Origin of the sequence: Mesorhizobium sp. M9A.F.Ca.ET.002.03.1.2 (assembly GCF_003952365.1) — a bacterium.
In the GTDB taxonomy this organism is placed as follows: domain Bacteria; phylum Pseudomonadota; class Alphaproteobacteria; order Rhizobiales; family Rhizobiaceae; genus Mesorhizobium.
In genome coordinates this window covers 3,575,598-3,597,630 of the sequence record NZ_CP034443.1, presented here as the reverse complement: position 1 = coordinate 3,597,630, position 22,033 = coordinate 3,575,598, and the positions used below count along the sequence as shown (strand labels likewise).

Annotated in this window: 20 protein-coding genes; 13 read left to right on the top strand and 7 right to left on the bottom strand. The window is 62.7% G+C overall.

The window, feature by feature from the left end; genetic code table 11:
- The first annotated feature begins 203 nt into the window (after positions 1-203).
- Both EJ066_RS17265 and EJ066_RS17260 read left to right on the top strand, forming a co-directional pair.
- Positions 204-2,651 (top strand): EAL domain-containing protein, encoded by a 2,448-nt coding sequence (locus EJ066_RS17265; RefSeq protein WP_126039986.1) that lies wholly within the window; start codon positions 204-206, stop codon positions 2,649-2,651.
- A 112-nt stretch (positions 2,652-2,763) separates the two neighbouring features.
- Positions 2,764-3,633: a Ku protein gene (locus tag EJ066_RS17260; RefSeq protein WP_126039984.1), complete on the top strand. Its 870-nt coding sequence runs from the start codon at positions 2,764-2,766 to the stop codon at positions 3,631-3,633.
- An 83-nt stretch (positions 3,634-3,716) separates the two neighbouring features.
- Here the strand turns inward: EJ066_RS17260 and EJ066_RS17255 are convergent, their stop codons facing one another.
- From EJ066_RS17255 to EJ066_RS17240, 5 genes are all read right to left on the bottom strand, one after another.
- Positions 3,717-4,520: a Ku protein gene (locus tag EJ066_RS17255; protein WP_126039982.1), complete on the bottom strand. Its 804-nt coding sequence runs from the start codon at positions 4,518-4,520 to the stop codon at positions 3,717-3,719.
- 108 nt (positions 4,521-4,628) lie between these two features.
- Positions 4,629-4,790: a hypothetical protein gene (locus EJ066_RS31435; protein WP_189644293.1), complete on the bottom strand. Its 162-nt coding sequence runs from the start codon at positions 4,788-4,790 to the stop codon at positions 4,629-4,631.
- A gap of 180 nt (positions 4,791-4,970) precedes the next feature.
- The gene (locus EJ066_RS17250) at positions 4,971-5,285 is read right to left on the bottom strand and encodes a hypothetical protein (RefSeq protein ID WP_126039980.1); all 315 of its coding nucleotides are present in this window, start codon (positions 5,283-5,285) and stop codon (positions 4,971-4,973) included.
- Between the two features lie 127 nt (positions 5,286-5,412).
- Positions 5,413-5,649: a hypothetical protein gene (locus EJ066_RS17245; protein ID WP_126039978.1), complete on the bottom strand. Its 237-nt coding sequence runs from the start codon at positions 5,647-5,649 to the stop codon at positions 5,413-5,415.
- Positions 5,650-5,798: 149 nt separating this feature from the next.
- A complete protein-coding gene (locus EJ066_RS17240) occupies positions 5,799-6,770 on the bottom strand; it encodes a lyase (protein WP_126039976.1) in 972 nt (323 codons plus the stop codon).
- Positions 6,771-7,197: 427 nt separating this feature from the next.
- Here EJ066_RS17240 and EJ066_RS17235 point away from each other — a divergent pair, with 427 nt between their 5' ends.
- The 11 genes from EJ066_RS17235 to EJ066_RS17185 all read left to right on the top strand — a co-directional run bounded on the left by EJ066_RS17235 (position 7,198) and on the right by EJ066_RS17185 (position 19,062).
- Positions 7,198-7,596, top strand: a complete 399-nt coding sequence (locus EJ066_RS17235) for a c-type cytochrome (RefSeq protein WP_126039974.1) — start codon at positions 7,198-7,200, stop codon at positions 7,594-7,596.
- A gap of 277 nt (positions 7,597-7,873) precedes the next feature.
- Positions 7,874-8,647, top strand: coding sequence for a glucose 1-dehydrogenase (locus EJ066_RS17230; RefSeq protein WP_126039972.1), 774 nt, complete (start codon positions 7,874-7,876; stop codon positions 8,645-8,647).
- 116 nt (positions 8,648-8,763) lie between these two features.
- The gene (locus tag EJ066_RS17225; protein ID WP_245454917.1) at positions 8,764-9,909 is read left to right on the top strand and encodes an ABC transporter ATP-binding protein; all 1,146 of its coding nucleotides are present in this window, start codon (positions 8,764-8,766) and stop codon (positions 9,907-9,909) included.
- A 35-nt stretch (positions 9,910-9,944) separates the two neighbouring features.
- On the top strand, positions 9,945-11,051 hold the full coding sequence (locus EJ066_RS17220; RefSeq protein WP_126039970.1) for a PotD/PotF family extracellular solute-binding protein: 1,107 nt from the start codon (positions 9,945-9,947) through the stop codon (positions 11,049-11,051).
- Positions 11,052-11,180: 129 nt separating this feature from the next.
- A complete protein-coding gene (locus EJ066_RS17215) occupies positions 11,181-12,125 on the top strand; it encodes an ABC transporter permease (RefSeq protein ID WP_126039968.1) in 945 nt (314 codons plus the stop codon).
- The gene (locus EJ066_RS17210) at positions 12,122-12,922 is read left to right on the top strand and encodes an ABC transporter permease (protein WP_126039966.1); all 801 of its coding nucleotides are present in this window, start codon (positions 12,122-12,124) and stop codon (positions 12,920-12,922) included. Before EJ066_RS17215 ends, EJ066_RS17210 begins: the two co-directional genes overlap by 4 nt.
- A gap of 36 nt (positions 12,923-12,958) precedes the next feature.
- Positions 12,959-14,281 (top strand): histidinol dehydrogenase, encoded by a 1,323-nt coding sequence (hisD, locus tag EJ066_RS17205; protein ID WP_126039964.1) that lies wholly within the window; start codon positions 12,959-12,961, stop codon positions 14,279-14,281.
- Positions 14,282-14,287: 6 nt separating this feature from the next.
- Positions 14,288-15,292, top strand: a complete 1,005-nt coding sequence (locus EJ066_RS17200) for an alcohol dehydrogenase catalytic domain-containing protein (protein WP_126039962.1) — start codon at positions 14,288-14,290, stop codon at positions 15,290-15,292.
- Entirely contained in the window at positions 15,289-16,023 is a 735-nt protein-coding gene (gene hutC / locus EJ066_RS17195; RefSeq protein ID WP_126039960.1) for a histidine utilization repressor, read from the top strand. Before EJ066_RS17200 ends, hutC begins: the two co-directional genes overlap by 4 nt.
- A gap of 381 nt (positions 16,024-16,404) precedes the next feature.
- Positions 16,405-16,878, top strand: coding sequence for a hypothetical protein (locus tag EJ066_RS17190; RefSeq protein ID WP_126039958.1), 474 nt, complete (start codon positions 16,405-16,407; stop codon positions 16,876-16,878).
- A gap of 96 nt (positions 16,879-16,974) precedes the next feature.
- Entirely contained in the window at positions 16,975-19,062 is a 2,088-nt protein-coding gene (locus EJ066_RS17185; RefSeq protein WP_126039956.1) for a sigma-54-dependent Fis family transcriptional regulator, read from the top strand.
- A gap of 191 nt (positions 19,063-19,253) precedes the next feature.
- Here EJ066_RS17185 and EJ066_RS17180 read toward each other — a convergent pair whose 3' ends face one another.
- Positions 19,254-20,297: an NAD(P)-dependent alcohol dehydrogenase gene (locus EJ066_RS17180; protein ID WP_126039954.1), complete on the bottom strand. Its 1,044-nt coding sequence runs from the start codon at positions 20,295-20,297 to the stop codon at positions 19,254-19,256.
- 38 nt (positions 20,298-20,335) lie between these two features.
- Positions 20,336-21,967 (bottom strand): molecular chaperone GroEL, encoded by a 1,632-nt coding sequence (locus EJ066_RS17175; protein WP_126039952.1) that lies wholly within the window; start codon positions 21,965-21,967, stop codon positions 20,336-20,338.
- Between the last annotated feature and the right edge of the window lie 66 nt (positions 21,968-22,033).

The following is a 22,033-nucleotide window of genomic DNA, read 5'->3' as shown; positions in this document are numbered from 1 at the left end:
TCGGCCGGCCGACCGGAGTCTCCCCGATGCATTACGGATGACAGGGGGCGGCTACAGTCCGGCATTGCCATAAGTCCAGTCCAAGAAGCTTCGGGCAAGAAGACGATACCAAGGTCCGGCGTGAAGAATAAATCCAAGTCTCGACGGCCGCTGAAGGATTTCTAAAGACCTTGCTGCAACGATCGCCGCCGAGAGGCCCAGATATGCCACCTTCAAAAGCTATAGCCGAAACGTCGGCCGAGACATTTCCGGCGGAAGATATTGATGCCCTGCGGCGTGTGCTCGACGCTGTGCCGCATCCGATATTCATCAAGGACGACCAGCACCGTTTTGTCGTGCTGAATCAAAGCATGTGCGAGCTCATGAGGCATCGACACGAGCAACTGATCGGCAAGACAGATCACGACTTCATGCCAAAGGAGATTGCAGACGTCTTTCGGCGGATCGACCGGCTGGTGCTGGAGACTGACGAAATCAACGAAAACGAGGAATTCATCCCCGGCAATCACGGAGAGGTTCGCACCATCCTGACCCGAAAGAAACGGGCCTGCCTTGCCAACGGCACCCGCCTCGTCATCGGTTCTCTATCCGACATCACCGAACTGAAGCAGCGTGAGGCTTCGTCGCGACTTCTGTTCGACAGCAACCCTGTCCCGATGTGGGTATACGAGAGAGGCAGCTTGCGGTTTCTGGCTGTCAACGATGCTGCGATCGAGCGTTACGGCTACACTCGAGAGCAGTTCCTGGCGATGACATTGCTCGACATCAGACCGGCTGAGGACGCCGACGCACTCCGCAAGATGGCCGGAACGGAAAGGGACAGTTATGACACTGGCCAGACATGGCGTCACCTGAAGGCGGACGGAAGCCTTATCGACGTCATCGTCTACTCCCAGAGGTTCCAATATGAAGGCCGCGCGGCGGCAATGGTGGCGGTCGTCGATGTGACTGAACGCAAGCGGGCAAACGACGAACTCCGCCGCACCCGCGAATTTCTCGACACGATCATTGAAAACGTCCCCGCCATGCTTTTCGTCAAGGAAGCTCAAAATCACCGCTACATCCTGATGAACCGCGCGGGCGAGGAATTGCTCGGCATTCCCCGCGATGAACTGATCGGCAAGACGGATTACGACCTCTTTGCGAGGGATGAGGCGGATTCGTTCTTCATACGCGACCAGGAAGTGTTGCGCGCCGATCGTCTGCAGATCGCAGAGGAGGAGACTGTCCGCACGCGCACCAATGGGATGCGCGACCTCATGATGAAGAGACTCGCAGTCGATAGTGACGACGGAAAAAACAAATACCTGCTCGGCGTTGCCGAGGACATAACCGAGCGCAAGCGCGCCGTGGCGCGCATTGCCCATCTGGCAAACCACGACGCGCTTACCGATCTTCCAAACCGCGCCGCCTTTGCGGAGCGTCTGAATTTCACACTTGAGCGGGCGTCATCGAACAGCGAGCGCTTCGCGGTGCTGTGTCTCGACCTGGACGGGTTCAAGGATATCAACGACGTGTTCGGCCACTCGGCGGGAGACGAACTTCTGCGTAAAATGTCGAACCGTCTTGCCGCAGCGGCGAATGGCGCATTCCTGGCTCGCATTGGCGGCGACGAATTCACCCTCATCGTCACTGACGGCCAGCAGCCTGCGACCGCGGTAGCGCTCGCCGATCGTCTACTGGAAACAGTGGCGGAAGATTTCGACATCGAGGGTCATAATCTGCGCGTCGGCTTGAGCATCGGGATCGCCTTCTTCCCAAACGACGGCACGACCGCGGCCACGCTCCTCAGCAATGCGGATGCCGCGCTTTATCGCGCAAAGGCTGCGGGTCGTGGCGTGTTTCGCGTGTTCGAAGCCGATATGGACCGGCGGCTGCGTGAACGACGCGTCCTTCAGCAGGATCTCCGGTCGGCGATCCTCCGCAGGGAGCTGATGTTGTACTACCAACCGCAGGCGCTGGTCTCCGGTGAGATCATTGGCTTTGAGGCCTTGGCTCGCTGGCGACATGCAGTTCATGGCATGGTTTCACCATCCAAGTTCATCCCGCTGGCTGAAGAAAGCGGACTGATCATTCCGATTGGCGAATGGATTCTGCGTGAGGCTTGTCGGGAGGCTGCATCCTGGGCGAATCCGATCCAGATCGCGGTCAATCTTTCGCCGGTCCAGTTCCGTCACGGCAATCTTCCGGCTTTGGTGCACACAGTCCTGCTCGAGACCGGCCTTAATCCTGGCCGACTGGAACTCGAAATTACGGAGGGCGTGCTGTTTGACGACTTTTCACGCGCGAGCTCGATCCTCAGGCGGCTGAAAACGCTTGGCGTGAAAATAGCCATGGACGATTTCGGCACCGGTTATTCGTCTCTCTCCTACCTGCAATCCTTCCCGTTCGATAAGATCAAGATCGATCAATCCTTCGTCGCCAAGCTTAAGAACACGCCTCAATCCAGCGCCATCATCCGCGCCATCGTCGGATTGGGACGCGGGCTCTCCCTGAACATCGTCGCGGAAGGCGTGGAAACATCGGCGCAACTCGATTTCCTGCGTGCAGAAGACTGCAATGGGGTACAGGGTTTTCTGGTCGGCAGGCCTCACCCCATCGAGCGATATGCTAGGCAGGTCGGCCGGTATCAGATTGCAGCTACCCGCTAGACTCGCGGATCACCGACCTCAGCTGGCGTTTGAGGACAGCCAAGCGCCAAAGGAACAAATCTTGGCGCCGCCACGTTGCAAGTGCAATCCTTGTGACCGTGAGGCTGTTGTCTTGGCGCCGAGAGCAAATTGGAAGGGCTTCCTGAAAATCGGAGAGTTTAGCTGTCCGGTGGCGCTCTATACGGCGGCCTCGACCTCCGAGCGGATCGCCTTCCACACGATAAACCGCGCAACGGGACACAGGGTGCATCGCGCGTTCGTCGACAGCGATACCGGCAAACCCGTCGAGAAAGACGATCAGGTCAAAGGCTATGAGATCAGTTCGGGTGACTACGTCATGCTCGACTCCGACGAGGTCGCAGAGGCTGTCCCCGAAAGCGACAAGACGCTATCGGTTTCGGCCTTCATCGGCTGTTCCGAGGTCGACGACGTGTATTTCGACAAGCCGTACTACCTCGCCCCGCCGGACAAACATGCGGAAGAGGCATTCGGGCTGATCCGCGAAGGCATGCGCAGGAAGAAAGTCGCCGCGATCGCCCAGGCCGTCCTGTTCCGGCGTGTCCGGACTCTGCTCATCCGGGCCTATGACGAAGGGCTGGTCGCGACGACGCTGAACTTCGACTACGAGGTGCGCTCGGCGGAGAAGGCCTTTGACGACGTGCCAGACCTGAAGATCAAGGGCGAGATGCTCGAACTGGCCGAACACATCATCAACACCAAGAAAGGCAAGTTCGATCCTACCAAATTCGACGACCGCTATGAGACGGCGCTTGCCGAGCTTGTGAAGGCAAAGCTCGAAGGCAGGAAGATCGCAATTCCGAAGCGGCCCAAGCGGGAGAAGGTCGTCGATCTCATGGACGCGCTGCGCCAAAGTGCCGGCATTGGCGGCAAGCAGCCTTCGACAAGGAAGCCCCCGGCAAAATCAAAGCCGGCACGCCACGCAAAGGCGAAGGAGGCTGCAACGCACCGGAAAGCCGGCTGACAGATGGGCGTTCGAGACCTATCGCAAGAAGCGCTACTTTTCCGTCACCCGGTCCGTTCCCCAAACCGGCCTGCTCCAGGCGCCTATTTTCGCTTTCCAGCCTCCGAGCTGATGCTCTTGCGCAGCGCATCCATGATGTTGATCACGTTGCTGGGCGGTTGCTCGGCCTTGGCCTTCGCCTTGGCTGGACGCTTCCTGCCCTTCTTCTTCGAGGCAATGATCTCCAGCAGCCGCGCCTGGACAGGATCTCCGGTCATGCCTGGATCCCATTGCCTGGTTCGCTCATCGATCAAGGTCGAGACCATATTCATCATTTTCGGGTCGGGTTTGGCGTCGTCGATCTTGCCGAAATAATCCTCGGGATCGCGAACCTCGTCGCCATAGCGCAGTGTCCACAGCACGATGCCCTTGCCTCGCGGTTCGAGCATGACGGCGCGCTCGCGGCGGTACATGACCAGTCGCGATATTCCGACCATCCCTGTCGACTGCATGGCGTCGCGAATGACCGAGAATGCCTCCTCCCCGACCGGATCGTCCGGGGTGAGATAATGGGGCTTGTCGTACCAGATCCAGCCGACGCTGTCGGCGTCGACGAACATGTCGATGTCGATGGTACGCGTGCTCTCCAGCGCAACCGCGTCAAGTTCATCATCCTCGAGGAGAACGTATTCGTCCTCGCCGCGCTGATACCCCTTGATTTCATCATTCTCAGCAACGGGCTTGCCGCTGACGGCATCGATATATTGGCTGACGACGCGATGCCCGCTCTTGCGATTGAGCGTATGGAACCGGACCTTCTCCCTCTCGGTTGTAGCAGGCGTCATTGCGACCGGACAGGTCACGAGCGAGAGCTTCAGATAGCCTTTCCAGAAAGGACGTGGCGCCATCGAGGATCCTCGGGCAAGGTGCAAAATAGTCGAACGCTCCAGGGTGATCGATTGTTCCAGCAGCGTTTCGCCGCGCGCCCAAGGTTCGCGGGCAAGATCGCTCGTCCGTCAGTCCTTCTCCTCGCGGTACAAGCGCTCGGTCGCCCGCGCGCTCTCCCTGCGTTCCGCGGGACCGCGACGGCGTCGTGTGAGAAGTGCGTAGGCGATCACGATTGCCAGTATCAGCGGACCGCCTGCAACGACAACCAACCACATGCTGTTCTCAAACATCGACCATCTCCTTTCCCTCACAACAACCGGGAACGCACCGAAACCGTTCCTCGGATCTGTGAAATGGGAACCATATTCGCTGCCGACGTTCGGCGCTCGACGAGCCGCTGAAGACGATGATGGGCTGACGGTGCTTGCGCGCCAGCCAAATGCAGTTGATTTGCAAGTTCGCTGGGCCGGTCACTCCTTGACGTAGGCGCCTGGCTGGCGGCCGCTCTTCGGAGCCTTGGCATCGTTGGAGCGTTCAGCGATCGAGGGTCCTGCGCCGGATGTCTTTTCCGTCGCCCCACTTGGGGTGGCTCGCCTGGCCGGGTCCTGCCCTCCAGACTGACGGGCCTTGTCCTCCACCTCGTCCTTTGACCGTGTCAGGCCCATCCCCCCGGCAGGCTTCTTGTTGCCGGCCGCCTCTTGGGAGAATTGATCCGAAGCGTCCGCATCGGTCTTGGCCGGGTACTTGGTCGCGCCGTGTTCGTAACGGGTCTCGTTTTCAGTCATAGCGTTTCTCCGATGCCCTCACCCACCTGGATGTTATGCGGCACCGCGCCGTCAAACGGATGCGCCCGCTGGCGCGGCTGCCGATGTTCCGTAACGCTCAGGCGCCCTTCGCCAGTCGGGCCTCCTGCTATGGCGTGTGCAGGATATCGGCGCCCGGCTGCTCGTCGAACAGGATCGAGCAGCCGCGCTCCAGCGCCACCGTCGACAGGGCGTTGGCCACGGTTTCGTCCGGCGAGATGAAATCACCGGTCAGCACCCGCAACTCTTCCACGGCTTTGGCCATCGACACCAATCGCCCCGCGGCGCGGCCGCTCGTACAGGCGTTTATGACGGAAACGAGATCGATCATCTGGAACTGGCCCATCACAGGCCTCCGTAAACAGCGTCCCTTTCCGACTATGAACGTCGCGGTGATCGACAATGTTCCCGGCTTGGCCGAAAAGAGCGCGAGCGTTCCGAACCTGCCATCAACCTTGAGCTCCTTCGCGGTCGTGTAGCGGCACCTCTTTGCTTTCAGCCGCCCGTTTCGGTCTCGATCACGACGAGGCGGTCGGTACCGGACTCCGCACCCCATACCTCGCCGGAGCGCCCGTTGAGCTGACGCACGTTGGCGTTGTCGCGGTCGGACGGGAAGTTCGCGAAGGTCTCCGTCTCCGGGTCGAAGCGGACGATGGCGTTGGCGCTGAAATCGGTGAGCCAGACCTTGTCGCTTTCATCGACATAGACGGCGTAGGCCTGGGGCTCGTCTCCGGGCAGCTTCCAACTCCGCCAATCGTTCGCTGCCGGATCGAAGACGCTGACCTGGCCGGCGTCCCATTCGCTGACCCAGATGCGACCTTTGGAATCGGACCAGACGCGGCGGGCGCCCTGATCCGCGGTCGGCGGGTCGATCGGGGAAGCCTCGCCGGTCGAAAGATCGATCCGGGCGATATGGTTGCTGGCGAGCGAGGCGTAGTAGACCTCGCCGGACGGCGTGGTCGTGATCCCGTAGGGGCCGCGACCACGCGGCGCGTTCCAGACGTCGACCTTGCCGCTCGCCGGATCGAGCCTGCCGTAAATGCCGTTCTGCCCCGTGAACCAGAGCCTTCCGTCCTTGTCGAAGGAACCGGTGTTGAGGTTCGCGTAGCCGTGCCCCTCGGGGAGCGGAAAGGCCTTTACCGCCTCCGTCTCGGGATCGACGCGCACGATGGCGTTGAGGCCGCTGTCGGTCACCCAGGCGGCGCCGTCGGGACCGACAATCACGCCGTGCGGCGCCGAGCCGTCGCCGAGGGTGACGTGCTCGACCTCGCTTGTCTCAGGATCGAGCCGCCCAAGCGCGCCTTGCCCCTGGGCAGTGTACCACACGGATCCATCCGGCGCCGGAGCCACATCGTGCGGGCCGGCGCCCTCCGGAACGGGATAGTAGCGGACCTCCTCCGAGGCGGCCCGCGCCGCCACCGAGCAGAGCAGCGCGGCGAACAAAGTCGGCACAATCGTACGAAGCATGGCGAACTCCTCACATCGCGAGTTCAATTTGCACAGCGAGCGATCCGACGTGCCCTTTTCGTCTTTTGGATGGCATCCAAGGTCGATTTCGTCGAAGCGTGGGGCGCATCAAGGCGGCCAAACGCAATCATGGCTGTTGTGACGCCTCGGCATCCTACTGCAACATGCCCCGTCGCTGCACCGTAAACCGTTCGATGCTGCGGAACAGCGAAGAGGTGCATCAGCGTTTGCGCACGGCATCGAAAATCGTCTGCGCCCGCGCTATCGGAGATGTCAGCGGTTGTGAGGTCAAGAGGCTTCGCAGGCACTGGCGAATGGAAGACCCAGCGCCCGTGTCATTTTGGTGGACCGCCCGCAGCAAATTGATCCGGATCAACGTGTCCACGTGCTGACGCTGTAGGCTGAGTTACCAATTGGGGATACGCAGATGAAACTCCTCATTGCGGCGGCTCTCGCAATCATGGCCTGCAAGGCGTCCACCGCGCAGGAAATGAGTTATGGCGAGGCGGAATACCTGAACTCCTGCGCGGTCTGCCACGGCCTCTACGGCAGGGGCGATGGGCCCTTGAGCGATGTGCTGTTGAAGCGTCCGGCCGACCTGACGCGTCTTTCCGAACGGAACGGCGGCGCCTTTCCCTATTCGAGGGTCTTCGCGACGATCGACGGTCGTTATGCCGTGTCAAGCCATGGCGACCGCGAAATGCCGGTGTGGGGTCGCCAGTTCCTCGAAGAAGACGTAAAAGTCTATGGCCCCAGTGGCGGCGAGGTTGTCACGACGGAACGCATCCACAACCTGGCCGGTTACATCGAGACGCTGCAGCATTAGATTCCGGCAACAGCGAAGTTCGCCAATGGCTTGCTGTATGGATTGGTGCACGTTCCAGGCGCCAACCAACTTGGCTCTGGACCGCGACGATTGATATCTGCCCGAGGTTGGACGAACGCCTTGGTCGGATTCACGCCAGGCAGCGTCTCGGCGCCGTGTCATTTTGGCGGAGACCGCCCAGCCCAGCGCAAGATGTATAGACAACCGGCCGCAACTGGTGTTCGTTTCCAAGCCGACCGCATGCAATTTTTTGGAAAAATGCAGGAACCATGACGGCATGGACGCCACTCGCTTGTTCGACCTGACGGGAAAAAAGGCGCTGGTGACGGGCGCCAGCCGCGGCATCGGCCAGGCTATGGCAGAGGCGCTCTCCGCAGCCGGTGCCGACGTCGCGGTGACCGCCCGCGACGAAACATCCCTTCGTGGGACGGCGGACCGAATTGGCGCTGTCGGGCGAAGGTCGCTTTGCCGGTCTCTCGACGTGCTCGACACCGATCGCATCCGCGTGGTGGTCGACGAGGTCGCGGAAGCCTTTGGCGGGCTCGACATTCTGGTCAACAACGCCGGCTATGAGCAGGTCCAGCCCTCGCTCGACGTTGACGAGGCGGTGTGGGACCGCATCATATCGACCAATCTGAAAGGCGCTTTCTTCTGCGCGCAGGCCGCGGCGCGACGCATGGCCGCCGGCAAGAGCGGCGGCGCGATCATCAATCTTTGCTCGCTGACCTCCTATGTCGGCATTCCGACCGCCGTACCCTACGGCTCGTCCAAGTCCGGGCTTCTGGGCATGACGCGGGCGCTCGCCGCGGAATGGGCATCGCTCGGCATCCGCGTCAACGCCATCGCTCCGGGGTATTTCCATACGGCGATGACGGATGTCTTCTATGAGGATCCCGACTGGCAGGCGGCGATGCTGGCCAAGATCCCGCAGCGGCGCTTCGGCACGATGCAGGATCTGGCCGGAGCCGTTGTGTTCCTGGCGAGCGGGGCATCCGCCTATGTCACCGGACATTGCCTTCCCGTCGACGGCGGCTACCTCGCGTCCATCTGAGCGATATAGGTGCGGTGCAACAAGAAGCGTGTAGACCCGACTTGTATATGGTTGTATATACCACCTCATACGCTGGGCGTTCTTGCATGCGACCGGTGACGAAAAGGGGAACCACAATGCAGGAGCCTTTCCGGGCCGCAGCTTCGCACGAAGCGGAAAGCGGCAGGGAAATCGCGGTCGCGGTGCGCAACGTCGGGATGGACTTCGATGGGGTTCATGCCGTCAAGAATGCGTCCTTCGATCTGCCGAAGGGCCGGTTCCTCACCATTCTGGGGCCTTCGGGGTCCGGCAAGACAACCCTCCTGCGAATGATCGCCGGGTTCCAGACCCCGAGCAGCGGCGAGATCTTCATCAACGGCGAAGCGGTGAGCGCGGTGCCGCCGCACAAGCGCTCGATCGGCATGGTCTTTCAGAGGCTTGCGCTGTTTCCGCATATGACGGCGGCCGAGAATGTCGCCTTCCCGCTGAAGATGCGTCGGCGCGACGCGCGCACCATTCCCGACCGCGTCGAGCGCTATCTCGCGCTGGTCCGGCTCGGGGGCTATGGCGGCAGGCGCATTCACGAACTTTCCGGCGGCCAGCAGCAGCGCGTCGCGATCGCGCGCGCTCTGGTGTTCGAGCCCGACCTGTTGCTTCTCGATGAGCCACTGGCTGCGCTGGACCGCAAGCTGCGCGAGGAAATGCAGCTCGAATTCCGCCGCATCCAGCGCGAACTCGGCGTCACCACGATCAACGTCACCCACGACCAGCGCGAGGCGCTGGTGGTTTCCGACGACATTGTCGTCATGGATCAGGGCGAGATCCAGCAAAAGGCGCGGCCGATCCAAACCTACCGTCAGCCCCGCAACGCCTTCGTCGCCAATTTCATCGGCGTCACCAACTTCGTTGCCGGAACGGTACGTGCCGTTTCGAAAGGAGGCGACGTCTCGATCCTTCGAGGTGATCTGATGCTTGTCGGAAAGGTCGGCGATCCGGCCAATCCACCTGCGGAGGGCGACAAGGCCTCGGGAGCGCTCCGCGCCGAACAAATCCGTCTCGCCGGCGATGCCGCTCAGCTGTCGAAGCTCGATTGCGTGCTGGCCGGGACTGTGACCGACACGATCTTCGAAGGCGAGCGCATGGTCTACGAGGTGGCCTGCGCCGCGATTGGCGACGAGGTCATGCGCGTCTTCGACCATGATCCCGCCGCGCACACGCAGTTCGACATAGGCGAAAGCGTGTTCCTGGGGTGGAATGCCAGGGACATGCTTGTTTTTCGATAGAACCGGAAGCCGGTCAAACCCAGAGGAGAATGCAGATGAAGCGCTTCAAGCCGACATTATCCCATCTTTCCCGCAGAACCTTCCTTCAGGCCACCGCCGCGCTCGGCGGCGCCTCGGCGCTCGGCCTGCGCGGCGCCTATGCGCAGGAACCGGAAAAGCCGGCCGAGATCATCGTGCGCGCCTGGGGCGGCAGCTGGGTGGACAGCCTGAAGGCTGGCGTGTCCGACAGCTTCACCAAAATGACCGGGATTGCCGTCCGTCACGACCTGACCGAAGACAACGAGATCCAGCCCAAGGTGTGGGCCGCCGTGGCGCAGAACCGGGTCGCGCCGATCCACATCAACTGGGACACCACCACCAATGCGACGAAATCGGCATTGCGCGGCGTGACGGAAGACCTCTCCGACCTGCCGAACCTCGCCAATGTGACGGACCTTGCCAAACCGGCCGGCCTGGAAGGCTTCCCGATCGTCAATACGTACGGCTATGTCTATGTGCTCGCCTATCGGCCCGCGGCGTTCCCGGACGGACCGCCGAAGTCCTGGAAGGATCTTCTCGACCCGAAGTTCAAGGGCCGGCTTGCCTTCTACAATGACGGCATCGGCTTCCATTTCCCCGCCCAGGTCGCCGGTGGCGGCAAGCTGGAGGATATACCCTCCAACATGCAGCCGGCTTGGGATTTCATCACCAAGATGAAGGCGCAGCAGCCGCTGCTCGGCGAGGATCCCGACTTCACCACCTGGTTCCAGAACGGTGAGATCGACGCCGCCTGCACCATCTCGACCAATGCGCGAGAGGCCCGCAAGAACGGTGTGGAAATCGAATGGGTCGTGCCGGAAGAGGGTGCGAAGTTCGATACGGACGGTCTTTGGATTCCCAAGGGGCTGCCGGAAAACGAACTCTACTGGGCCAAGCAGTACATCAACCATGCGCTGACCAAGGAAGCGCAGCAGGTCTGGCTGGACGGCCTAGGCTTGCCGGGCGTGGTGCCGGGCCTCACACCGCCCAAGGATCTGGTGGACGATCCGTCCTATCCGACCACCGAAGAGGATTTCAAGCATCTCATCCGCATCTCGTCGAAGGTCCAGGTCGAGAATGAGAGCGAGTGGTTTTCGAAATTCAAGGCAATCATGCAGGGTTGACGCCGGACGGCCAGTGCCGCGCTAACTCTTTGTTTTTACGCAATTCCGAGCGGAAAACGCTATATACTTTTTCCAGGAATTGCTCCAGCGCGGCACCGGCTCGTTCACGACGTCGGATACGGATTTTTCATGCGGGCAGCCGGGACAGCCTATCCCCTGAAATGGCGCATCATGGATGCGTTGGAAGGCGTTGCCGCCGCCATCTGGCCGGCACGCTTCAGGCGCGCCACGCCCTATCTGATGCTGCTTCCGGCGGTGCTGCTTGTCGGACTGCTCGTGCTGGGTCTCGTCCAGATCGCGGATACGAGCCTGCGCACGCTCGACACCACCACCTTCCAGTTCTCGGACGATTATTCCATAGCCAATTTCATGCGGGCGCTGACCGAGCCACTGTTCCTCGTCGTCGCGCGGCGCAGCCTCGTCGCCGCCCTGGTCGTCACGGCGGTGACGCTCGTCTTCGCCTTCCCCTACGCCTATCTGATGGTGCGCACGGCTTCGCCAAGACTGCGAAAATTCCTGCTGATTGCGCTGTTTCTGCCCTTCTTCATCGGCCAGGTGGTGCGTGCCTATGGCTGGCTGATCATCCTCGGCAACCAGGGCATGGTAAACGAGGCGCTCGGCCTTGTCGGGGTCGCGCCGATGCGGCTCATCTACAATTATCCCGCCGTGCTGTTCGGCCTCGTCCAGTACATGTTGCCCTTCGCCGTGCTGATGCTCGCGCCGGCGCTCACAGCCATTCCCGAAGAGCTGGAGGCGGCCGCTGGATCGCTCGGCGCGAACTGGGTTCGCACCTTCATCCATGTCGTGCTGCCGCTCGCTCGTCCGGGCTTCATCGGCGCCGGCGTGGTGGTGCTGACGCTTTCGCTCACCGATTTCGCGGTCCCCGCGATTCTTGGCGGCGGCTCGCAGGACTTCATCGCCAATGCCATCTACGACCAGTTCTTCCGAACCTCCGACCAGGGCCTCGGCGCGACGCTGGCGCTTATGCTGGTCGCGCTCGGGTCGATCCTTGTCGGCCTCGTATTCGCGCTGTTCGGAGCCGGAACGCTGGCCATGGGGAGGTCCCGGACGTGAGCGGCTCGCGCAGCAAATCCGTTGTCCTGTGGACCCTGGTGACGATCGCCCTGGTGACGCTTTCGGCGCCGACGATCGTGGTGCTCGGCGCTTCCTTCACCGGCGGCAACATCATCACCTTTCCGCCGGACGGGCTGTCGCTGCGGTGGTACGCGCGCATCTCGCAGGCTTCCGACCTGCGCAACGCTTTCTGGCGCACGCTCCAGGTCGCGACGGTCTGTACGATCGTTGCCATTCCCGTGGGCACGCTGGCCGGCATCGCGCTGGCGAAATACGCGGTGCGTTTCGAAAAGACGATCCAGATCTATCTGCTTTTGCCCTTCACCATCCCGCTGATCGGATCGGGCATCGGTCTCATGCTGATCTTCGGCAAGGCCGGCATTCTCGGCCAGCTCTGGCCAGTCGGCATCGCCTGCTGCGTCATCAACCTCCCCTTCATGATCTGGGCGGTCACGGCGAGCGCCACCGGGCTTGACCCGGACCTAGAACTGGCCGCCGCCAATTGCGGCGCGCCGCCGCTCCAGGTGTTCTTCTCCGTCACCTTGCCGGCGGTGATGCCGGGGGTGATCACCGGCTCGCTGCTGATGTTCATCCTGGCGCTCAACGAGTTCCTGGTCAGCCTGCTGCTCGTCGATGCGCGCATCGTGACGCTGCCGGTGCTGATCTACAATTCCATCCGCTCGATCATCACGCCGGACCTTGCCGCGATCTCCGTGGTCTTCATCGCCTGCTCGGCTGTCGCCGTGTTCCTGCTCGACAGGCTGGTCGGGCTCGACATCTTCCTGAAATCGAAATGAGGAATGCCGGCCTGCCGGGCCGGAAAGGGAAATCCGATGCCAAACGTATCATTCCATGACTTGAGCCAGCTCGACACCGCCAGCCGCGCGGCATTGATGCGGCGCTCCGAGACCGATCTCTCCGGCTTTATGGAGAAGGCCGCACCGATCATCGAGGCGGTCCGAACGGAAGGCGACGCCGCGCTCGTCCGCTTCGCCCGCGACTTTGACAAGGCGGATCTCGATGCCACGCGGCTCAAGGTCAGCCCCGCCGAGTTCGACGCCGCCTTCGACATGGTGGACGAGGACGTGGTCGCCGCCATTCGTTTCGGCATCGACAACATCCGGCATTTCCACGAGGAGCAAAAGCCGGAAGCCATGTGGCTCAAGGAAATGCGGCCCGGCGCCTATGCCGGGGACCGCTTCACGCCGATCCGCTCGGTGGCGCTCTATATTCCGCGCGGCAAGGGAGCGTTCCCTTCGGTCACAATGATGACCGCGGTGCCCGCCGTGGTGGCGGGCGTCCCGGAGCTCGCCATCGTCACGCCGCCGGCACCCGACGGTTCGGTGGACGCAGCGACGCTGGTCGCGGCGCGCATCGCCGGTGTCGAAACGGTCTACAAATGTGGCGGCGCGCAGGCGGTCGCCGCGGTCGCCTACGGCACGGAGACGGTCAAGGCCGTGCTCAAGATCGTCGGGCCGGGCAGCCCCTGGGTCGTTGCGGCCAAGCGGCTGCTTGCCGGAGTGATCGACCCCGGCCTTCCAGCCGGTCCGTCCGAGGCGATCATCCTCGCCGACGACAGCGTGCAAGGCGGGCTGGCCGCGCTCGACCTGCTCATCGAGGCGGAGCACGGGCCGGACTCATCGGCCTATCTAGTGACCCACAGCCGCCGCGTGGCGGAGGAGGCGTTGGCCGCGCTGCCCGAGCACTGGGCGCGCATGACCAAGCAGCGGGTCGCGTTCTCCACCGCGGTGCTGAGCGGCGCCTGTGGCGGCATCGTGCTGACGGGCTCGATCGAGGAGAGCTACCGCTTCATCAACGATTACGCACCGGAGCATCTGGAGATCCTCTCAACCGATCCCTTCGCGCACCTTGGCCACATCACCGAAGCCGCCGAGATCCTGATGGGGCCGCACACGCCGGTCTCGATCGGCAATTTCGGACTAGGCCCCAATGCCGTCCTGCCGACCAGCCGCTGGGCGCGTACCTGCGGGCCGCTCTCGGTCACGGATTTCGTCAAGCGCTCTTCCATCGGCTACGTGACGGCCGCGGCCTATCCGGAATTCGCGCGCCATGCGCGTACGCTTGCCCGTTACGAAGGCTTCTCCTCGCACGAACACGCCGTCTCCGACGTGCGCGACCAATATCTGGTGCGGTAGCGGACGATGAAGGCGGCCAGACTCCATGCGGCGGGCGATTTGCGGGTTGAGGATGTGCCGTCTCCCGGCCAACCGGCGCCTGGCTGGGTGCGGCTCAGGGTGACGGCTGCCGGCATATGCGGCTCCGACCTCCATAACTTCCGCACCGGTCAGTGGGTCAGCCGCGCGCCGAGTGTCGCCGGACATGAGTTCGCCGGTAAAGTGACCGCCGTGGGGCCCGGCGTGTCCCAGTTGGCCATCGGAGACCGGGTCGTCGCCGATTCGCGTTTCTGGTGCGGCGAATGTCCTGCTTGCCGGGCCGGTCTGCATAATGTCTGTGCCAGGCTGGGTTTTGTGGGCGAGGTCTGCGACGGCGGCTTCGCGGAAGAGACGGAGCTGCCGGCGCGGCTGCTCCTGCGCCACGACCCCGCGCTCGATCCCGCGATCGCCGCCATGGCGGAGCCGCTGGCGGTCGCCCTGCACGCGGTGCGGCGACTGTCGGCACCGGCCGGGGCGCCGGTGCTTATCGCCGGCTGCGGCCCGATCGGCGGGCTGGCTGCGCTCATCCTGTCGCGGTCCGGCGAGAGACCGCTCCTCATCGCCGACCGCAATGCGGCGCGTGCGGAACTTGTGGCCGAGGTGACCGGCGCAACCGCTGTCGACCTGGACGCCCTGCCCCGTGATCCCACCCTGCGCCATGCCATCGACGCGACGGGGAGCGTGGCGGTGATGGCGCGGCTGCTCGATCTTTTGGCCGGCGGTGGCACGCTGGCGCTGGTTGGCATTTCGCATGGCCGCCTCGACCTCGACCCGAACCTGCTGGTCGAGCGCGAGATCGCGCTGGTCGGCTGCCACGCCTTCGCCGACGAGCTTGCGCCGGCCGTCGCGATGCTTGGTGATTTCGCTCCCGCGTTGTCGCGTTTCGTGGCCGAGGAGATCGCGATCGGCGAGATTCCCGCCGCCTACCAGCGCCTGATCGCAGGCGCGAGCCGCGGCCTGAAGACCATCGTCCGAATGGAGGCCGAGCGATGATCAAGCTTCTCGAAACCCCCGGGCCACTCTACGAAAAGGTCAAGGACTACGTGCTCGGCAACATCGGCAGCGGCAAATGGCCGAAGGACCGGAGGCTGCCTTCCGAAAACGAGCTGGTCAGCACGCTCGGCGTCTCGCGAATGACCGTGCACCGTGCGTTGAGGGAGCTGACCTCGGAAGGCCACCTGCTGCGCATCCAGGGTGTCGGCACTTTCGTGGCGCCGCCGAAACCGCAATCCGCCCTTATCGAAATCAGGAACATCGCCGGCGAGATCGCCGCGCGCGGCGGACGTCACAGGGCCGAGGTCGTCGTGCTCGAGAAGATACGCAACCCGGCGCTAGACCTCATCGTCGCCTTCGAGTTCATGCGCCGCAGACCGGTCGCCCATTCGATCATCGTGCATTTCGAGGACGAGGTGCCCGTCCAGCTCGAGGAGCGCTTCGTCAATCCGGCTCTAGCACCGGACTATCACCGGCAAAATTTCGTTGCGACCACCACCTACGACTACCTGCAGCGGGCCACGCCGCTGACGGAAGTGGAGCACGTGATCTCGGCCGTCGCCGCCGACGAGCTGGCCGCGCGCCGTTTGATGATACGGCCCGGCGACCCCTGCCTGCTCCTGCATCGGCGGACCTGGTCGGGCACAGCGGTCGCCACCGTCAACAAGCTCACCTATGTCGGCAGCCGCTATTCGCTGGGCAGCCGCTACGCGCCCTCGCCCGCCGCATGAGCAAGGACACGCAGGGAAGCCGGGCGGGTGGGGCTTCTTATCTCAGGCACAACGCGCGACGGTTCATCCGATGCCGTGGGCGCCTCGACCCATCGCCCCTCAGCCCCAGGTGGACCCTCTTCCTGACAGGCCTCAAGTCGTTACCCGAAACCGGCAAGGGCGCCCTCTAGCTGAACGACGTTCTCATCAGCATCGATTGGGACTGAAGTGCGTTTCTTCATGCTGTTGGTGAGCAGGATTGTAGCAGCCACCTGCTACCAACGACACGAACTTTGGCGCTATCTAATATGAATGGCGTATCTCACTGAGGCGGTGTAGGCTTTGCCTAACAAGAAGAATGAGCCGTACAAACGGCAACGCTGAGCGAATCTGGGAGGATTCATGGTTGAGATCATCTCGAAGCGGGATGGCCCGCGGCGCGAGGACGTACAAGTCAAAAGACTGATCGAGCAGAACCGCTCGACCATCGTTCGCCTTGCCGACCAGATCAGCGGCGGCGGCTATTCGGCTTTCAGGAAGCCACGCCAGCAACCGCAGGCGGAAGGCCTTATCATCCATGTTGGCGGCGGCACGGCGCCCGCGGCCGACGCCAAGCCCTCCATCCAAGTCACCATGAACGGCCGGGTGATCTCAAAGGATCAGAACACAGGCCGCCAGCTTCACCATATAGGCGACATCCGCAATCGAGGCGAGGACCAGATCTTTGTCCTGGCGACGAAGCAGAATGGCTTCTTCTCGCCGGTCGACGAAACCATCGCCGAGGCACTTGCCGACCTGGACGGGTCCCGCCTCACCGCCACCTATAGCGAAGAACAGCTTGCCTGCGACATCGGCGCGAAACTCGGCATCAACTGACGAGCAGACGCTCGCACGTGCATGTCCAATCCGCGATAGCATTCGAATATAACAGCATACAGCAGTGGCATACCTCAAAGGTTCTGTGATGACGGGATGAAACGCGAGATAGGCCCCCATCAGATGAAGATCGATGCTCTTCCGGCGCGCGCGTCGCCAGCCACCGGGCAAATGGTTCTGGGCAACATCGACTATGATGAGCGCGCCACCATGCGCGCTTGGGAGAACTTTCTGGCCGACGAGCCCAAATGTGCCCGCGATCCGATCCATCCAAGCCCCGTCCGCTCTCTCATTCACGATTCCTGGTATCGCAGCGCCACGGGCGGCATCAACGCTGAAGGTATTGAAGCGCCGCTAAGCAGTGATCGCGATGAGATCGAATATCTGACGCGGGCCAATGCCGAATTGCTCTCGGCGGCGCGGCGATCGTTCGCCTCGCTTGGCCAGTTACTGGACGGGACAGGCGCGATGCTGGTTCTGGCCGACAGCGACGGCGTACTGATCGACGCCATCGGCGACAAGAAGACCTTGCATGATGGCATGGATATCCACCTGGCCATCGGCGGCAAATGGAACGAGGATGCCGTCGGAACCAATGGCATCGGTACGGCGCTGTGGACCGGCGAGCCGACTTTTGTCCATGCGGCCGAGCATTTCTGCGCCGGCATCAAATCCTGGACTTGCGCCGGCGCGCCGATCCGCGATCCTCTCGACGGCAAGATCATCGGCGTCGTCGATCTGTCTGGCTATTCACCAATCTTCCGGCCGCACAACACCGCGCTCGTCGCCGCCACAGCCCGGCAGATCGAGAAGGCATTGGCCGAACAGCAGCAGGAACAGCGCACGCGCCTGCTCGAAGCCTTCATTTCGTCTGCCCCGAGCTACCGTCGAAAAGACGGGCTGGTGATCGTCGACCATCGCGGCCGCGCCATCTTCTGCAACAATGTCCCCGATGGCGAAACGACTGAGATGATGGACGGGCCGATGGAGCCAGGCCGTGGCCGCTGGCTCATGAATCTTCCTTCGTCCGGGGACGAAGGAGATCTCGCCAGGGCGCTACCGGCCCATCTGCGGTCCTGCCACATCACACCGCTCAAGCTTGACGGCGACCTCCGCGGCGCAGCGCTGGTGTTCCCGTCGGCGCCAGCAGTCTCCAGCGTGACGGTGGTCCGCGGGGAAGTGGATAAGCATCTTCGGGATGCTGTCGCCATGATTGTTGGCGAAAGCGAAGCGCTGCTGGCCGCCATCGACGTCGCCTGCCGTGTCGCCCGGTCGAACAGCGTCGCATCGCTATTGGTCGAAGGCGAGACTGGTGTCGGGAAAGAGCTGTTTGCGCGGCTTGTTCATGCCGGCAGCCGACGCACGGCGAATGACCCGTTCATAGCGATGAATTGCGGAGCGATCACCAGGGACCTGTTTGGCAGCGAATTGTTCGGCCATGTCGCCGGCGCATTTACGGGCGCCTCGCGTGAAGGCAAGCCTGGTGTTTTCGAGCTCGCCAGCGGTGGCGTGCTCAGCCTCGACGAGATTGGTGAATTGCCACTCGAGATCCAGCCGTTTCTGCTGCGTGTGCTGGAGGAGCGCATGGTCCACCGGATCGGAGACAGCCGGGGGCGACCCGTGGACGTGCGACTGGTCGCCTCGACCAATCGCGATCTCAAGCAGGAGGTTGCTGCCGGTCGTTTCCGCCGCGATCTCTACTATCGAATTGGCGCGGTCTCGATCACGGTCCCACCGCTGCGCGAGCGCGGCGAGGACGTGCTTTTGCTGACCGAACATTTCAACCGGCAGATCGCGGCTGCGGCTGACGGGGAGCCGCTGGAATTCTCGCACGAAGCGCTGGATGCCCTGCTCGCTTATCGTTGGCCGGGTAATGTGCGCGAACTGAAGAATCTCATCGGCCGGCTGTATGTTCTGGCGCGCGGCCGCGATATCGGATTTCACGACCTTCCCGAGGAAATCACGGCGCCCAGCTCTGAATCGAACGCCATTTCGGGTAACGATACCGCCATCTCACCGGAAATGCCTGCAGGTACACTCGTTGAGGCGGAACGCCAGGCGATGAAAAGCGCATTGGAAGCCGAAGGCGGCAATCTCAGCCGGGTCGCACGACGGCTCGGCATCTCGCGGCCGACGCTCTATCGCAAGCTCGACCAGTACGGCATCCGCCGCCGCTTTTCCTGACAGCAACGAAACCCATGGCATTTGCGCCATGGGTGGGAGGAATACTGGCGTTCGGCGCGAGCTCGCCCTCAGCGGGTCTAAAGCGCGTCGCGTTTGAACGGATTCATGCGACGCGCTTTAAGTCCTTGTTTTATGCATGTCGTTATCGCAAAATCGCTGCACCATTTTTGCGCGACATGCATTAGGCAATTTTATGGTACGATGACGCCACGGCCGGTGAACCGCCGGTTCTTGAAGTCGTCGAGCGCGGTGTTGATGTTGGCGAGATTGTATTCGGTGTAGTGCATCTTCACCTTGCCGTCGGCGTTCAGCTCCATCAGTTCGACAAGTTCGGTGAAATTGCCGACTAGGCTGCCGCCGATGTTGATCTCCTCGATGACCAGATGCGCGGTCGGCACGTTGACGGTGCCGCCATAGCCGACGACGAACAATTGGCCGCCCTTGCGCACCATCTTCCAGCAGATGTTCTCGACGCCGAGTTCGCCGACGAAATCGATGACCACATGGGCGCCGCCGTCGGTGATCTGGCTGACCTCCTCGACGATATCAGGCCCGCCATCGAGGACGAAGTCGGCGCCGAGATCCTTGGCGAGCACTTGTGCTGCCGGCTCGCGATCGACGGCGATGATGCGGCAGCCCGAAATCGCATGCAGCGACTGCAGCGCGATATGGCCGAGCCCGCCTATGCCGAGCAGGACGCAGTAACTCCCTGGCCTCAATAGCTTGGCCGCCCGCTTGGCGGCGCGGTAGGCGGTGATGCCGGCGTCGGCCAGCGGCGCCACTTCGATCGGCGTGACATTGGCGTTCAGCTTGATCAGCGAGCGCTCGCTGGTGATGAAATACTCGGCGAAGCCGCCATTCATGCCAAGCCCGGGGAACTGGCCGTTGTCGCAGTACATATCCTCGCCGTGTCGGCAGTTGAGGCAGATGCCGCACGAGCGGAAGGGATGGCAGATCACGGCGTCGCCGCGTTTGACCGATCTGACGCCGCTGCCGACCTCCTCCACCCAACCCGCATTCTCATGGCCCATGATGTAAGGCAGAAGCGTACCTTCAGGGTCCATGGTTGGCTTCCAAACGCCCTCGATGATGTGCAGGTCGGTGCGGCAGAGGCCGGCGGCACCGACCCGCACGATCACCTCGTCGGGGGCGGTGATCGTCGGCGCCGCGACCTCCTCGATCTTAAGCTGGACGTTCATGCGCGGGTCGTATTCGTAAAGTCTGGCAGCTTTCATCGTCGTATCCTCTCAACGTCGAGATTGTTCGGATTTCTTCAGGCGCGGCCGAGCTTTTCAGAGCCGCCGCCGCGCGCCGGTCCGGCCGTCGGGTCTTCGTCCTCGGCGAGATGGCCGATCAGCGTTTCGGTGGTCAGGATCAGCGTTGCCACCGAAGCGGCGTTGGCGAGTGCTGTATAGGTGACGCGGACCGGATCGATGATCCCAGCCTCGAACATGTTCTGGTAGCTGCCGGCAGACGCGTTGTAGCCGTAGCCGCCATTGATGCGCGTGACTTCCGCCACGACGGCTTCGGGATCGGCGCCGGCATTGGCGGCGATACGCCAGAGCGGCCTCGACAGCACCGACCGCACCAGGCGCACGCCTTCTGCGACATCTCCGTCGACGCCCGCCGCCACCTTGTCGAGCAGCGGTGCGATCTGGGCGAGTGCGGAGCCGCCGCCGGCGACCACGCCCTCTTCTGAAGCGGCGCGCACCGCATTCAGTGAATCCTCGATGAGCTGTATGGTTCGCTTCTGCTCGACCGGCGTGACACCGCCGGCATAGAGGATCGCGGTGCCTCCAGAAAGCTTGGCCAGGCGTTCGCGCAGCTTGTCCTGATCGATGTTCGGCGGCGAGGCTTCATACTGCCGCTGCACCTGGGCGCGGCGCGATGCGATTGTCGCATGGTCGCCGCCGCCGCGAATGATCGAGGTGTAGGACGAACTGGTCTTCACCCGGTCAGCGGTTCCAAGATCGTCGGCGGTGATGTCCTCCAACCGGCCTCCGAGATCGCGGGCGATCACCTTGCCGCCGGTGATTATGGCCAGATCCTCCATCATCGCCTTCCGCCAATGGCCGTATTCCGGCGGATGGACGACGAGGTATTTTCCAGGTCCCTGCTTGCCGAGCAGCGTCACCACCACTTCCGGCGACATTTCCTCGGACACGATCAGCAACGGCTGACCATCCTCGTCGGCAATGCGGCGAGCCGCATCGAGCGCCTCGGGCTCCTTGATCTTGAGGTCGGTCATCAGGATGTAGGGCCGTTCGAGAACCGCCTCCATCTTCTCCTGATCGGTGACCATGTGGTGCGAGAGATAGCCGCGTTCGAAGGACATGCCCTCAACCACATCAAGCGTGGTCTCGGTGGTCACACTGAAGTCGGTGGTGATGACGCCTTCGGCCCCTACCCGCTGATGCGCTTCCGCCACCAGCGCGCCAAGCCTGGCATCGGTCGCTGCGATGTTCGCGACCGAAGCGAGAATGCCGTTGCCCTTGGCCGGCTTGGCCGAAGCCTTGAGCGCCGCCACCACCGCCGCCACGGCAAGGTCGATACCCTTGCACAGATCAACGGATTTCGCGCCGCGCTCATTCGCTTCGATGCCACCCTGGATGAGTGCGTTGGCGAGCACGATGGCAGTCGTGGTGCCGTCGCCGGCGACCTCGTTGGTCTGCATCGACACTTCGCGCACGACCTGCGCGCCCATGTTCTCGAAACGGTCGTGCAGCTCGATCTCGGAAGCGATGCTGACGCCGTCGCGGGTCACCATCGGGGTGCCGATTGGCCTGTCAATCATGGCGTTCATGCCTTTGGGGCCGAGCGTCGGCTCGACGGCGGCGGCCAACCGAAAGACGCCGCGAGCAAGAGCTCGACGCGCGTCGGAATTGTGGAGCATTATCTTGGGCATGATTCCTCCTTCCGCCTTACGGGCGGGTTGTTGGTTAGGGGCCTCGTGCAAGGGAGGCCGTTGCTG